This window comes from Amorphus sp. MBR-141 (assembly GCF_053628695.1).
In genome coordinates this window covers 44,217-58,485 of record NZ_JBRJGW010000020.1, presented here as the reverse complement: position 1 = coordinate 58,485, position 14,269 = coordinate 44,217, and the positions used below count along the sequence as shown (strand labels likewise).

At 68.2% G+C, this 14,269-nt stretch carries 11 protein-coding genes; 6 read left to right on the top strand and 5 right to left on the bottom strand.

Annotated elements, in window-relative coordinates:
- Positions 1-4: 4 nt before the first annotated feature.
- The gene (locus tag ACSSVZ_RS22185; RefSeq protein WP_453972958.1) at positions 5-709 is read left to right on the top strand and encodes an alpha/beta fold hydrolase; all 705 of its coding nucleotides are present in this window, start codon (positions 5-7) and stop codon (positions 707-709) included.
- A gap of 34 nt (positions 710-743) precedes the next feature.
- Positions 744-1,307, top strand: coding sequence for a hypothetical protein (locus ACSSVZ_RS22180; RefSeq protein WP_453972957.1), 564 nt, complete (start codon positions 744-746; stop codon positions 1,305-1,307).
- A 6-nt stretch (positions 1,308-1,313) separates the two neighbouring features.
- Here the strand turns inward: ACSSVZ_RS22180 and parE are convergent, their stop codons facing one another.
- Positions 1,314-3,389, bottom strand: a complete 2,076-nt coding sequence (gene parE, locus ACSSVZ_RS22175) for a DNA topoisomerase IV subunit B (protein ID WP_453972956.1) — start codon at positions 3,387-3,389, stop codon at positions 1,314-1,316.
- 849 nt (positions 3,390-4,238) lie between these two features.
- Here parE and ACSSVZ_RS22170 point away from each other — a divergent pair.
- Positions 4,239-5,054, top strand: coding sequence for a tetratricopeptide repeat protein (locus ACSSVZ_RS22170; protein WP_453972955.1), 816 nt, complete (start codon positions 4,239-4,241; stop codon positions 5,052-5,054).
- Between the two features lie 100 nt (positions 5,055-5,154).
- On the opposite strand, the gene ACSSVZ_RS22165 is transcribed toward ACSSVZ_RS22170, so the two are convergent.
- From ACSSVZ_RS22165 to erpA, 4 genes are all read right to left on the bottom strand, one after another.
- Complete coding sequence (locus ACSSVZ_RS22165) at positions 5,155-5,421, bottom strand: hypothetical protein (RefSeq protein ID WP_453972954.1); 267 nt, start codon at positions 5,419-5,421, stop codon at positions 5,155-5,157.
- Positions 5,422-5,457: 36 nt separating this feature from the next.
- Positions 5,458-5,874 (bottom strand): GFA family protein, encoded by a 417-nt coding sequence (locus tag ACSSVZ_RS22160; protein WP_453972953.1) that lies wholly within the window; start codon positions 5,872-5,874, stop codon positions 5,458-5,460.
- A gap of 31 nt (positions 5,875-5,905) precedes the next feature.
- Complete coding sequence (gene xth, locus ACSSVZ_RS22155; protein ID WP_453972952.1) at positions 5,906-6,688, bottom strand: exodeoxyribonuclease III; 783 nt, start codon at positions 6,686-6,688, stop codon at positions 5,906-5,908.
- Between the two features lie 135 nt (positions 6,689-6,823).
- Positions 6,824-7,168 carry an iron-sulfur cluster insertion protein ErpA gene (gene erpA / locus ACSSVZ_RS22150; RefSeq protein WP_453972950.1) on the bottom strand — a complete coding sequence of 115 codons (345 nt, stop codon included), beginning with the start codon at positions 7,166-7,168 and terminating at the stop codon, positions 6,824-6,826.
- A 159-nt stretch (positions 7,169-7,327) separates the two neighbouring features.
- Between erpA and ACSSVZ_RS22145 the strand changes: the two genes are divergently transcribed.
- The 3 genes from ACSSVZ_RS22145 (at position 7,328) to ACSSVZ_RS22135 (ending at position 14,116) form a co-directional block, all read left to right on the top strand.
- Positions 7,328-8,542 (top strand): deoxyguanosinetriphosphate triphosphohydrolase, encoded by a 1,215-nt coding sequence (locus ACSSVZ_RS22145; RefSeq protein WP_453972949.1) that lies wholly within the window; start codon positions 7,328-7,330, stop codon positions 8,540-8,542.
- A gap of 141 nt (positions 8,543-8,683) precedes the next feature.
- A complete protein-coding gene (gene argS / locus ACSSVZ_RS22140; RefSeq protein WP_453972948.1) occupies positions 8,684-10,444 on the top strand; it encodes an arginine--tRNA ligase in 1,761 nt (586 codons plus the stop codon).
- 150 nt (positions 10,445-10,594) lie between these two features.
- Complete coding sequence (locus tag ACSSVZ_RS22135) at positions 10,595-14,116, top strand: SPOR domain-containing protein (protein ID WP_453972947.1); 3,522 nt, start codon at positions 10,595-10,597, stop codon at positions 14,114-14,116.
- The last annotated feature ends 153 nt before the right edge of the window (positions 14,117-14,269 follow it).

The window sequence follows — 14,269 nt, the reverse complement described above, 5'->3', positions numbered from 1 at the left end:
CGCCATGCTGGGACCACTGGTTCTGATCCCCGGGCTTGCCTGCAACGAACTTCTGTTCGAACCGGTGGTTCAGGCGCTCGAGGGCCGCATCGACATCCACGTCGCGGACGTGCGCGGCCCGGACACGATGGAGGGCCTCGTCGAGAAGGTGCTCTCCGAGGCGCCGGCCTATTTCGCGCTGGCCGGCCTGTCGATGGGGGGCTACATCGCCCTCGAAATCGCGTTGCGTGTTCCGGACATGGTCACGAAGCTCGCCCTGCTCGACACCAAGATCCGGCCCGATACCGAGGCGGAGAAGGATGCGCGGCGCAAGCTCATCGAACTTGCCCGCAACGGCGAGATCGACGACGTGGTCGACATACTGGTTCCGCGCCTTCTGCATCCAGACAACGTCGACGACGCGGACCTGGGGCGGATCATCCGGATCATGGCCGAGGAGACCGGGACGGAGGCGTTCATCGCCCAGGAGGAGGCGCTGCTCGGCCGCCGGGACGTGTCCGGACTGGTCGGAGGCATCGATGCGCCGACCCTCATCCTCGTTGGCGACGCCGACGCCATCACGCCGCCGGAGGCGGCCGAGGAAATGCACGAGGCGCTGCCGCACAGCCGGCTGGTGACCATCTCCCATGCCGGCCATCTCACGACGCTGGAGCAGCCGGAGGCGGTGGCGGATGCGCTCTCGGAGTTCCTCCAGCTTCCCCTGACCTGATGCCTGGATGAGCCGATGGGGCGGAGCGACGTCGATGGCGTGGCGAGCACTTTCAACGAATGAAGCCGAGACGCACGCGCTCTACGGCGTGAAGGGCTGGCTACGCGTCTTCCTTGTCCTGTTCCTGGTCGGCGGGCTGGTGGCCCTGCTCGAACTCGTGCTTCCGGCGCCGGCCGGCTACGCGGCGATGTTCGGCAGCAATGCGCTGGAGGTGGCTCGCTTCGATGCGGTCGCGGCGTTGTTGCTGGCCTGCGTGGCGCTGATCGGGTTCGCGCGCGCCCACATCTTCGGCGCCATCATCGTGCCGGCCCTCATCGTCCGGTTTCTCGCGGTCGTGCTGGCCGCGGCGACCTTTCACATCGAAGGCCCGACCGGCGCCCTCCTGTCGCCCTCGTTCACCGACGACGTCAGGACAGGCGCGATCGCCGCAGCGGTGGTGGTGGGCGGCGTCGCCTGCGCGCTGCTGTGCACCTATTTCGTCCGCTCGACCCGGGTGAACGTCACCTTCCGGCATCGCGCACCGGCCCGACCGGACGATCCCCCCGCCCGGCCCGATCCCTGGGCGCGGATCATGGATGCCAGTCCGCCGCGCGGCTGACCTGGATCAGACGTCGAGGGCGTCGAGGTCGGCGAACTCCGCGTGCTCCTGGATGAACGCGAAGCGCGCCTCCGCCTTGTTGCCCATCAGCCGGTCGACCAGGTCGGTGGTCTCTTCCAGGTCCTCGTCGACCACGACGCGCAGCAGTGTCCGGGACTTCGGGTCCATGGTGGTCACCTTGAGCTGCGCCGGGAGCATCTCGCCGAGGCCCTTGAAGCGGCCGATGTCGACCTTCTTCTTGGCGTCGAACTCCTCTTCGAGAAGCTGGGCGCGGTGGGCGTCGTCGCGGGCATAGAGCGTCTTGGTGCCCTGGGTCATGCGGTAGAGCGGGGGGGCGGCCAGGAACAGCCGGCCGCCGTGGATCATGCCCGGCATCTCGCGGTAGAAGAAGGTGATCAACAGCGCCGCGATGTGGGCGCCGTCAACGTCGGCGTCCGTCATGATGACGATGCGCTCGTAGCGCAGATCCTCCAGTTTGAAGGCAGCCCGGGTGCCGCAGCCGAGCGCCAGCATCAGGTCGGCGAGCTGCTGGTTCTGGGCGAGCTTGTCGCGGCCGGCGCTGGCGACGTTGAGGATCTTGCCGCGCAGGGGAAGCACGGCCTGGGTCGCCCGGTTGCGCGCCTGCTTGGCGGAGCCGCCGGCCGAATCGCCCTCGACGATGAAAATCTCGGTGCCGGCCGCCTGGCCGGCGGTGCAGTCGGCGAGCTTGCCCGGAAGACGCAGCTTGCGCGTTGCGCTCCTGCGCTGCACGTCGCGCTCCTGCTTGCGCTTCAGGCGCTCGTCCGCGCGCTCGATCGCCGTGTCGAGCAGCTGCGCAGCGCGCGTCGGATCCTCCGCCAGCCAGTGGTCGAAGGAATCGCGAATGGCCTGCTCGACGATCCGCACGGCCTCGCCGGAGGCCAGGCGATCCTTGGTCTGCCCGACGAACTCCGGCTCGCGCACGAACACCGAGAGCATGCCAGCCGACAGCGTCATCAGGTCGTCGGCGGTCACCTGGGCGGCCTTCTTCTGGCCGATACGCTCGGCGTGCGCCTTGAGGCCCTTCAGAAGGGCGGCGCGCAGACCCTGTTCGTGCGTTCCGCCCTCCGGCGTCGGCACGGTGTTGCAGTAGGACTGCAGGAACCCGTCGAACAGCACGAAGCCGACGGCCCACTCGACTCCGCCGTGGCGGCCGCTTTCGCCGGCGCGCCCGGAGAACACGCCGTCCACCGCACGCCGCTCGCCCTTGATGCGCTCCTCCAGATAGTCGGAGAGGCCGCCGGGGAAGCGGAACACCGCTTCCTGGGGCACGTCGTCGCCGCGCACGAACTCCGGCGCGCAGCTCCAGCGGATCTCGACGCCGGCGAACAGGTACGCCTTGGCGCGCGCCATTCGCAGGACCCGGGCGGCGTCGAAATGGAGATTCGGACCGAAGATCTGGGTGTCCGGCAGGAACCGGACGGTGGTGCCGCGCCGGTTCATCACCTCGCCGCAGTCCTCCACCGGACCGACCGCATGGCCGCGCTCGAAGCTCTGGCGATAGAGCCGCCGGCCGCGGGCGACCTCGACGTCGAGGCGGGACGACAGCGCGTTGACGACGGAGACGCCGACGCCGTGCAGGCCGCCCGACGCCTCGTAGGCCTTCGAGCCGAACTTTCCGCCGGCGTGCAGGGTGGTGAGAATGACCTCCAGCGCCGACCGGTCGGGAAAGCGCGGATGCGGCTCCACCGGAATGCCGCGCCCGTTGTCGGTCACCGACAGGCTGCCATCGGAATCCAGATGCACCTCGATGCGGGTGGCGTGGCCGCCGACGGCCTCGTCCATCGAGTTGTCCAGCACTTCGGCGAACAGGTGATGCAGCGCCTTGGCGTCGGTGCCGCCGATATACATGCCGGGGCGGCGGCGCACCGGCTCCAGCCCTTCCAGGACCTCGATGTCGGCGGCCGAATAGCTGGCGTCCGTGTCCTGCGGCAGCGGCGTCGTGCGGCGCGCGCTCGGAGCGGGCCGTGCGGCGGTCCGGCGTGGCTGGGCTGCCGCCGGCGCGGGCTGGCGCGGAGCGGGGTCGGAAGGCACGCTGTTGAACAGGTCGTCGCTATTCGACATGGGCAGTCGGATCCAGTTCGAAAGGGGCGTGATCCGGGAAGCGAATCACGTCGTCGAGTTTCGCACGGTCTGTCCCGGAGTCGAACCGCCTCAGGGGGCGGGCTCCGGCATGGCGTACTCATCCCGGGGATGTCGCCCGGCGCGTGCCCGATGGCAAGTCTCGACTGTGAAAGCTGCGCGAGCGCGCCCCGCCGGGAGATAGGGCGAGAGGTCGACGATGGGCGCTCAATCCCGCCACCGATCGGGCAATCCACCACGAAGTTGCCGCTGCGGCGCCACAGCTTGTGATGTCTTTGCAACAGCTCCCCAACCGTGATGCGCGGCGACACGGGAGCGAGTGGTATTCGCCGCCTTTGTGCCACAAACCAAGCCGACCGGTGATGGCGAACATCGGTCGCACGTCTTTCGAGGCGGACGCCGGCCGGCGAAACGACTTCCTGTTTCGCACGACGAACGAAGGTCTGGATGGTGTCGGTCGCACACAGAGAGTGGATGAAGTGGCATACCGGTCACCGCAAGGTGGAGACGCGCCGGTGTGCCATGGCGTCCGCGCGGGCGGCGGAAGGCTCACCCGATACGCTTCGCCGTAGATTCGTCGAAAATCCGCTGCACCTAATCGTGACGCGCACATCTTCGCTGCAGGATCAGGACGCCGGTCGCGTTCGGCCATCCGATCCGGGCAGACCGAGCCGGAGCGGCGTATCGCGCCGTGAGGCCGACGCAGTCGCCGAACAGGCAGCGAGGTCGCGGACCGGAGGGGCAGGGGCAAATTGGTTTGACATGCGATCCGGTGGATCGCCGGGAAAGCGGCAGGTCCGATCTCCCGAGTTGAGGCGGAAACGGGTTGCTATGCGCACCTATGAGTACGTCGCCTGCGCGTTCTTTGCAGGTGTGTTCCTGACCATGCAGACCGCCGATCTTCGCGCGGCGGACCCCAAGGTGCTCGAACCGGCACCGAAGACGTCGATGATCGACACCTTCAAGGATGGGGTGCGGGCCTACTATCGCGGCGACAAGGCTGTTGCCCTCGACAAGTTGCGCACCGCGGCCGAGAGCGATCACACCATGGCCCAGTGGAAGCTGGGCCGGATGTACGCGGACGGGGATGGCGTCGACGAGGACGACCTGAAGGCGTTCGAGTATTTCAGCCGCGTCGCCAACGCCCATGTGGACGAACTGCCGAATTCGCCCCAGGCGCCGTTCGTGGCCGACGCACTCATCGAGCTCGGCGACTACTACCTGACCGGTATCAAGGACAGCGCGGTCAAGCCGAACGTCGAGCGTGCACGCAACCTCTACACCTACGCCGCGTCCTACTTCGGCAACTCCCAGGCCCAGTATCGCCTGGGGCAGATGTATCTGGAAAACGGCGTGGCGGAACGCGATCCGCGTCTCGCGGCGCGCTGGCTCAAGCTGTCGGCGGAGAAGGGAAATCCCAGCGCCCAGGCGCTGCTTGGCGATCTTCTCTTCTTCGGAGACGAGCTTCCGCGCCGGCCGGTGACGGGCCTGATGTGGCTCACCATCGCGCGTCAGTCGGCAACTGGCCCGGACAGCGAGTGGATCAACGAGCGGCAGGAGAAAGCCTTCGCGCGCGCCTCAGACGACGAGCGCAAACGCGCGACGCAGCTTGCCGACGCCTGGCTCGGGTCGAAAAAGGCCAAGTGAGCGCATTCGTCTCGCGACGCTGCGCTGCGCAGTGAGCGGCGGGCGTCTCTGCGCGCCTTGAAGTGTAACAAATCCAGATGGTTGGGGGTCGGCTCTAAAGTCAGATGCGAACGCGCGCCTGCGGCCATGGGCACAGGGCCTGGGCGGGCGAGGCGGCGGCCGTGGGGCAGCCTTCCGACAGGGTGCGCCAGGACATGTTGTTCTGGACGCGCTCGCAGCGCACCAGGCGTTCCTTGTCGCCGACGCGCATGCAGAGGATCGTTCCGAGCGGGTGCTGGCCGGAGTTGTCACGGCACCAGCAGGGAATATCCGACTGCGCGGCCGCCGCTGCCGCGAAGCCCATCGCCGCCACAGGAATGAGGATCAATCGCGTCCACATCCTGAGAGTGTAGCGCGGTTTTCGTCAATCGGCAGGTGTTTCTTGTGCGAGGTCCGGAAGGTCGCGGTCGAACCCCTTCATCAGGCGGAGGCGCGATTCCGTCCAGATGTTCCGGTCGGCCGGCGCAGCATCTGGGTCGTCGAGGGTCGCGACCGTCACATCGATCGCCGCGTCGCCGTCGAGGGCAAAGGTGAGGGACGTGCCGCACGCGGGGCAGAAGGTGCGGGTCGCGGTCGGGCTGGAGCGATATTCCGCCGGGACGCCGGACGTCCACGCGAAGGCGGAGAACGGCACGGTGGTCCAGGTCACCACGGCGGCGCCGACGGCGCGCTGACACATGCGGCAATGGCAGTGCGCGGTATCGTGGAGTGCGTGCGCAATCGCGTAGCGCATCCGCCCGCACTGGCAGCCGCCGTGGTGGACGTCGTCGATCCCGGTCATGCCTGAACGCCTCCATCGAAGCGGGTCGAAACTACACCGACAGCGTGACGATCACCGGGACGTGGTCCGACGGCTTCTCCCAGCCGCGGACGTGGCGGTCGATCGTGACGCCATCGAGCTTGTCGGCGGCCTGGGGCGACAGCAGCATATGGTCGATGCGGATGCCGTTGTTCCGCTGCCAGGCGCCGGCCTGATAGTCCCAGAAAGTGTAGCTCGGATCGTCGGTCGTGGCGCGAACGGCGTCGACGAAGCCGAGGGTCTGGAGCCGGCGATAAAAGGCGCGGCTTTCCGGCTGGAACAGCGCGTCGTTCACCCAGGCCTCGGGGTTCTTCGCGTCGACCGGCTCGGGGATGACGTTGTAGTCGCCGGCGAGGACTGTGGGCTCCTCCAGCGTCAGAAGCGCTTGCGCGCGGGCGATCAGCCGTTCGGCCCAGGCAAGCTTGTAGGGAAATTTCTCGGTGTCGATCGGGTTGCCATTGGGCAGGTAGATACTGGCGACGCGGACGATCCCGCCGGCGTCGGTCGGTACGACCCCTTCCAGATAGCGGGCCTGAACATCGTCCGGGGCGCCGTCGAGCCCGCGCACCGGGTCCTCCAGCCGGCGCTTCGACAGGATCGCCACACCGTTGAAGCCTTTCTGGCCATGGGTGGTGACGTTGTAGCCGAGGCGCTCGAAGGCTTCTCCCGGAAAGCCTTCGTCGATCGACTTGATCTCCTGCAGGCAGACCACGTCCGGCTCGGCCTCGCCAAGCCAGCGCACGGCCGTGTCGAGGCGTGCCTTCACGCCATTGATGTTCCAGGTCACGATCTTCACGGATGCCCCGCTGTTGCCCCTCGGACGTCCGTCCGTGCCGAATCTGTCGGCGCAAGGGTGGCGTGCACCGACCCTACCGCGCAAGACCGCTGTCGCGGCCCGGGCGGTCGATCGGGTCGCTGCGCCGGCCGTTGCTCAGAACAGCGAGAAGCTGGTGCCGCAGCCGCACGACGCCGTGGCATTGGGGTTGTTGATCTGGAACGACTGACCGATCAGATCGTCGACGAAGTCGATCTGGGATCCGGACAGGTACTGCAACGAAACCGGGTCGATCAGGACGGTTCCGCCCTCGCGCGCGATGACGATGTCGTCGGGTTCGCGTTCCTGTACGAGGTCGTAGGTATACTGGAATCCCGAGCATCCGCCGCCGGACACGCCGACCCGAAGGGCGGTGTTGGCAGCTTCATTGCTCAGGATCTTCGCGATGCGCCGCATGGCGCGGTCGGTAACCAGCACATCGGCTTGAACGTCGGCGTCCATCGCCACTCACTCTCCAGGCCCGGGGGATACTCTCGGGCTCCCGCCGCTTGCGTTTTCGCAGCAGGCGGAGCGAACCCTGACTTGTCAGTCTGCTTACCCCATAGTTAAGACTTCGCCGACCATCTTCAAACCCCCGGGGGCGCCGGGAAAGGGATCCTGGTGAGCGACGATAGCGCCTTCGAGCGGCCACGGGCAGCCTATGCGGCCGATCCGGCGCGGTCGCGCGGCCGCAGGATCGACGAACCCGGAAGCCGGACGCGTTCGGATTTTCAGCGCGATCGCGACCGGATCGTGCATTCCACGGCGTTTCGCCGCCTCACCCACAAGACCCAAGTGTTCGTGTCGCTGGAGGGCGATCACTACCGCACGCGGCTCACCCATTCCCTTGAGGTCGCCCAGATCGCCCGGTCGATCTCGCGGGTGCTCGGCCTCGACGAGGACCTGGCGGAATCGGTGGCGCTGGCCCACGACTTCGGCCACACGCCGTTCGGCCATGAGGGCGAGGATGTGCTGGACCGGATGATGGAGGGCTATGGTGGCTTCGACCACAATGCCCAGAGCTACCGCATCGTCACCCGGCTGGAGCGCCGCTACGCCACGTTCAACGGGCTCAACCTGACCTGGGAGACGCTGGAAGGCCTGGTCAAGCACAACGGGCCGCTGGCCGACGCTTCGGGCGCCGGGATCGGCCGCTACTCGGGCCGGCCACTGCCGCACGCCTTCCGCACCGATCCGGGCTTCCTGGCGCTGGAGCCGTGGACGCAGCCGGGACTGGAAGCGCAGGTCGCCGCGATCGCCGACGACATCGCCTACGACGCCCACGACATCGATGACGGCCTGCGGGCCGGCCTGATCGACATCGACGACCTGAGGGCGGTGCCGATGGTCGGCGGGTTCCTGGAGGAGATCGACGCGCGCTATCCCGGTCTCGAGCGTCCGCGCGTCGTCCACGAGATCGGCCGGCGGGTGCTGACAAGGATGATCGAGGACGTGATCGACGAGACCCGCCGCCGGGTCGCGGCTCACGCCATCGCGACCGCGGAGGATGTGCGGGCATGCGCCGACACGCTTGTCGGCTTCTCTGCGCCCATGGCGCAGGCGGAGACGGCGGTGAAGGCCTTCCTGATGGCCCGCGTCTACCGGGCGCCCTCTGTGTTGGCGGTGCGCGAGCGGGTCGGCCGGGTGGTCAGCGACCTGTTCTCCGCATTCGTTGAGCGGCCCGAGGCGATGCCGGACGAATGGCGCCGTGACCTCGATCCTGCGAACGCGGAGCAACTGCGGCGGCGGGTGTGCGACTACATGGCGGGGATGACCGATCGCTTCGCCTTCAACGAACACCGGCGCCTGTTTGACGCCACCCCTGAATTGCGCTAGATCACGCGCCGACCTCACAGGTCGAAATTTCGCGAAAAGTCGTTGAATTTCAGTAATTTATGACGTCGTCGCGGGACTTCGGCCGCGCCACGCGGTCCGTGGCGCACGCGGCGGATGCAGGATCGCTTGACCGGACAATCCATGAACCTCTTCACCGACTTCGCCGGCCGCGTGGCGGCTGTCCTTGGCCGCATGGGCGTCGTCGGCACCGATGGCCGACCCGTTGATAGCTCGAAGATCGTCATCGAGCCGCCACGCGATCCCAGCCACGGCGATCTCGCCACCAACGCCGCGCTGGTGCTGTCCAAGCAGGTCGGCCGCAAGCCGCGTGAACTGGCCGTCGAAATCGCCGCGCACCTGGCGGAAGACCAGGACGTCGAGGCAGCCGAAGTTGCCGGTCCCGGCTTCGTCAACATCCGTCTTGCGCAGTCGGTCTGGTCGAAGGTGCTTGCCGGCGTGCTCCAGGACGGCACCCGGTACGGACGCAGCGAGAGCGGGGCAGGGCGGCCGATCAACGTCGAATACGTCTCGGCGAACCCGACCGGACCGTTGCACGTCGGTCATTGCCGGGGCGCGGTGGTCGGCGACGTGATGGCCAACCTGCTCGATTTCTGCGGCTACGACGTCACCCGCGAATACTATGTCAACGACGCCGGTGCGCAGGTGGACGTGCTCGCCCGGTCGACGTTCCTGCGCTATCGCGAGGCACTCGGCGAAAGCGTCGGCGAGGTGCCTGAGGGGCTCTATCCGGGCGACTATCTGAAGCCGGTCGGGGCGGCGCTGGCTGAAGAACACGGCCGGGCACTGCTCGACATGGACGAGGCCGCATGGCTTCCGCTGGTGCGGGAGTTCTCGGTGGCGCGGATGATGGAACTGATCCGCGCGGATCTGGCGGTGCTGTCGATCCGTCACGACGTGTTCTTTTCGGAACGCTCGCTGACCTCGGCCGGCCATGACCGGGTCGCCGAGGCGATCGCCAGCCTGGCCGAGCGCGGGCTGATCTATGAAGGCACCCTGCCGCCGCCGAAGGGCCAGCCGGTCGAGGATTGGGAGGACCGGGAACAGACGCTGTTCCGCTCGTCCCAGTTCGGCGACGACATCGACCGCCCGCTGCTCAAGTCGGACCGCAGCTACACCTATTTCGCGTCCGACATCGCCTACCACTACGACAAGATCGTGCGCGGCTTCCTGGACATGATCGACGTGTTCGGCGCCGATCACGGCGGCTACGTGAAGCGGATGAAGGCGTCCGTTGCGGCGCTGACCGACGGCCGCGGATCGCTGACCATCGAGCTCACTCAGCTCGTCAAGCTGTTCCGCGGCGGCGAGCCGGTGCGCATGTCGAAACGGGCCGGCGACTTCGTGACGCTACGCGACGTCGTCGACGAGGTGGGGCCGGACGCGGTCCGGTTCATGATGTTGTTCCGCAAGGCGGACGCGCCGCTCGACTTCGATTTCAAGGTGGTGACGGAACAGAGCCGGGATAATCCCGTTTTCTACGTGCAGTATGCGCACGCGCGCTGCGCTTCGGTGTTGCGGCAGCTGGGCGAAGAGCTGCCGGAGTTGTCCTGCGATCCCTCCGCGTTGGCGCAGGCACCCTTGGAGGTGCTGGAGGACGCCGGCGAGACTGCCCTGATCGCGAAAATCGCCGAATGGCCGAGAATCGCCGAAGCAGCGGCAGAGGCACGTGAGCCGCATCGGGTGGCGTTTTACCTGCACGAACTGGCAAGCGCACTCCACGGGCACTGGAATCGCGGGAAGGAATTGCCACACTTACGCTTTATTAATTCTGACGATCCACGCTCCACGCAAGCTCGGATCGCGCTGGTCGTGGCAACGCAGACGACTCTGAAGGCGGGACTCGGCGTCCTGGGGGTGTCGGCTCCAGACGAGATGCGCTGACGGAAACCGCCGCAGCGCCGTACCGAGACGCTTGAACGTGACACAAGGTGTACGGCGGTTCGACATATGACGGATTCCAAGAACAACGTCCGCCGCTCGATCGGTCCGCGCAGGTCCGGTGAGGGCGAGCCTGCCGCAGGCGCCGATCCGTTGGCGGAACTGACCCGCTTCATGGACCGGGACGCGGACGAGGCATCGTGGCCGTCGCGCCGCGCCGGCGCCGGACGTACGGGTGGGCCGCCGGCGGGCGAGGCCGAGGACGCTGGCGATATGCCCGTGCGCAGGCCGGTCCGGCGGCAGCCGTCGCTGGATTTGCCTCCCTCCTACGAGGACGAGGACGAGGGCGCCGAGGCGATGTCTTCCGGCGATGCGTTCGCTTCGGAATCGCAGCGTGACGCGCTCGTCGACGATGACATGCGCGTCAGCGAAGAGGATCCTGCCGAGGCGGCTGACGGTACCGCCGCCGATGTGTCGTCCGATGAGGACGATGTGCCCGAAGATGTCGCGTCCGAAGAGGATGTCCCTGAAGCGGCGGACGAAGGCGCCGCCGACGCCGAAGATCCGTTCATGCAGGCGCTGATGCAGGAGCTGGAATCCGACAGTGCGCCTGTGCAGGATGCAGCACCTGCGCCCAAGGTGCGCCCGTCGTTTGCGTTTCCGGCAGCCCGGCCGCAGGCCGGGAGCCCGGAGGAAGCCTCGAGCCCGGTCGTGGGGCGCCCGGGCGCGACCGCTGCCTCCGAACCGGCCCATCCGTCCGACGCGCCGGTTGAAAGGGCGTCCGCGCCGCTGCCGGCCTGGCGCGCATCGCCTCCGGCTGCTCCGGTGATCCGGTCGCGCGCCACACCGGTTGCGCCGCCACCGGTCCAGGCCACGATGCCGACACCAGCGACACGGGACGCCGAGCGCCTCGAACACGCCCGAGACCACGAGGCGATCAGTTCGGAAGCGGACGGTGCACTCGAGGAGCTGAGGTCGCGGCTGAAGCGGGGGTCCCAGCCGGGTGCACCGGAGGCGCAGGGGAGCGCGGCCGGTGAGACACCGTCGCCGTCTCCGCCGCGTTCGGCCACCAGCTGGGCGCGCCCTTCGTCGCCGCCGACCCCCGCGGCGGGCGCCCAGCCCGCACCCGCGTCGTCCCGAGAGGTGCCCGAGCGGCCGAGCTTCGTCCGGGCGGCGCCGGCGGTCGGATCGACGGGGCAGGGGCGGTCCGGATGGGCGCCCCACACCGAGCCTGCAGCGGCACCCGAACGCGCCGAGCCGGCGTTCGATGAAGACCTGTCCGATGACGGCGAGATCGACGACGAGGGCACGGTCGAACGCGGTTTCGAGGACACCGACCGCGATGGCGAGTCGGACACCGGACATGATGCCGAACGCGGCGACGCGGTTGCAGCGGAGCCGGGGTGGACCCTCGACGAAGACGAGCTGGCAAACGCGATCGCGCGCTCTGTCGGCGGCATTGACGAACACGACGCCGACGAAGGCGTCGAGGATGACGCCGGCTACGAGGAAGCGCTCGCGGCCGACCAGGATGGCGGCCTCTTCGACGACGGCGGCGACACCATCTATGAGGACGACGCCAGCGCCATCGACGACATCGATTTCGAATTCGAGCTGATGAGCACGGCGCCGGACGCGACGGCGGATGATTTCCGCAAGCCGTCCGAGCGATCGGCCTCCGAAGACGCGCCCGAACCATTCGAACTTGCCCCCTTCGACAGCACTGCCGACGAAGCCGCGGACGTCGAGGTGTTCGCCCAGGCGCCTTGGCAGCCGGCGGAGATGGATGGGAACGAGGGCGTCGAAGACGAGGCTGCGGCCGAAGCCGACGACCATGACGATGCAGATGCGGCCGTCATTGAAGACGACCCGACGGAGTCCGTCGAGGACGGGGGCGACGAGGAGCCGTCCCGCGTCTTTCCCGAGCTCGCTTCGCGCGGCCGGCGCGCAGTCCCGAATTTTCGCTTCGATCTGAAGGGCGCCGACCATCCTGCCCAGACGGATGCCGAGGCGCCCGCCAAGCCTCGCGACCTCGATTTCGATCTGCCCGGCTTCGGTTCGTCCGATTCCTGGGCTGCCTGGCCGGCTGGCCCGAAGCAGGCAGCCAAGATCGGCCCGGCAGCGACGACCGACAGCGGCTCGACCGTGGCTGAACAGCTCGCGGATGCGTTGTTCGGCGATCAAGCCGCGCCAGCGGAACTCCCGCGGGTGCTCGGCAAGCGTCCGGCGCTCGAAAGGTCGGATTGGTCTTCGGGCCCGCTATCGTCAGAGCCGGAGCCGGCCGACGGCATTTCGGACGACTACGTCGAAGGGGACGAGGCCTACGCAGAATACGACGATGCCTATTACGACGAGGCCGAACCGGAGTGGGAAGACGAGAGCCACTCGCTGTCCCCCCATTCGCTGGGGGAGATGGATGCGGCCCTCGGCCTCTCCGGCCGTCGACCGCGCCGGAAGATCGGCAGGCCGCTCGCCGCGCTCGTTCTGCTGCTGCTCGTGGCCGGTGGCGGCTATGCGGCGTACAGCCTCCTGTCCGGCGCCGAGGAGACGACCGACGGTCCGCCGCCGGTGATCCAGGCCAATGCCGACGGGGTGAAGGTGATGGCGGACGGAGCCGACCAGGCCGACGGCGGCAAGACTGTGTACGACCGCGTCGGCGAGGATCCGTCCGAGAACGGCCGTCTCGTCCGCAGTCAGGAAGTGCCGATCGATCCCTCGCAGAGCGCGGGGGCCGACAACCCCATCTCGTCGCCGCTGCTGCCCAAGCGGGTCCGCACGGTCGTCGTGCGGCCGGACGGCACGATCATTCCGGCGGACGAGCTGGATGCCGCCCAGGGTCAGACCGACGCGCTCGTCGCGCCGTCGACGCCCAGCAGCGCGACGGGCGATCCGGCCGCCGACGTGGCAACCTCGCCCGCACCGATCGCCGATAGCGCACCGGAGACGGCTGAGGCCGTCCAGCCGGAGCCGGCCTCGACCCAGGAGGAAGCCGAAGCCTCGCTCCCGGGCGTGAACGTTCCCGCGGATGAGGACGCTGCATTGGCGGAGACGTCAGAGCCTGCGTCGGCACCGGCGTTGTCGCCGATCCGGACCTCGGAGCGGATTGCAGCACAACCGAGCCCGGCCCCCGCGCCGCGCCCCGCTGCGAGCGGCGACACCCGGACGGTCTCGACCAGCCGCGTCACCACACCTGCGGCAACGCAGCAGCGTGGACCGCTCTCGCTCGTGCCCGACGCCCCTGGCGCAGAGACGGCTGCGACGACCACATCGCCGACGCTGCCGAGCCCGTCCCGTTCCGCAACCCAGCAGCCTGTCGGCGACCGGGTGTCCCCGGCGGTGCTTGCCGCCCAGAACCAGCGCGCCAACCAGCCGCAGAACACACAGACGGCTGCCGCAGCGCCGGCCGCGACGTCGGCACCCGCTCCGGCGGGCGATTGGGCCGTCCAGGTGAGTTCGCAGCGGACCGCCGACCAGGCCCGTGCGGCCTATCAGCAGCTGCAGAGCAGGTTCCCGGGAGTTCTCGGGGGGCGTGAACCGTCGATCCAGGCGGCCGACCTCGGTGACCGTGGAACGTTCTATCGGGTCCGGCTGCCCGCCCAGACCCGCGATGCCGCAAACCAGATTTGTGCGGATCTCAAGGCCGCCGGCGGCGATTGCTTCGTCGGGCGGAACTAGCTCCGGATGGGGAGATCGGGTCCGGCTCTCCGGCCGGATCCCGTTCCTGAGCCTCAGAAGCCATCATGACGAGAGTTGACATCATGGTGGCCTGACGCTCGCCCGGGAGCGCTCCACCGCGTGTCGTTGCCATGACCGCGGGAGGCCGTACGC

Coding starts and splice junctions, on each gene's coding strand:
- ACSSVZ_RS22185 (WP_453972958.1), top strand. CDS start 5: ATGCTGGGACCACTGGTTCTGATCCCCGGGCTTGCCTGCAACGAACTT.
- ACSSVZ_RS22180 (WP_453972957.1), top strand. CDS start 744: ATGGCGTGGCGAGCACTTTCAACGAATGAAGCCGAGACGCACGCGCTC.
- parE (WP_453972956.1), bottom strand. CDS start 3,389: ATGTCGAATAGCGACGACCTGTTCAACAGCGTGCCTTCCGACCCCGCT.
- ACSSVZ_RS22170 (WP_453972955.1), top strand. CDS start 4,239: ATGCGCACCTATGAGTACGTCGCCTGCGCGTTCTTTGCAGGTGTGTTC.
- ACSSVZ_RS22160 (WP_453972953.1), bottom strand. CDS start 5,874: ATGACCGGGATCGACGACGTCCACCACGGCGGCTGCCAGTGCGGGCGG.
- erpA (WP_453972950.1), bottom strand. CDS start 7,168: ATGGACGCCGACGTTCAAGCCGATGTGCTGGTTACCGACCGCGCCATG.
- argS (WP_453972948.1), top strand. CDS start 8,684: ATGAACCTCTTCACCGACTTCGCCGGCCGCGTGGCGGCTGTCCTTGGC.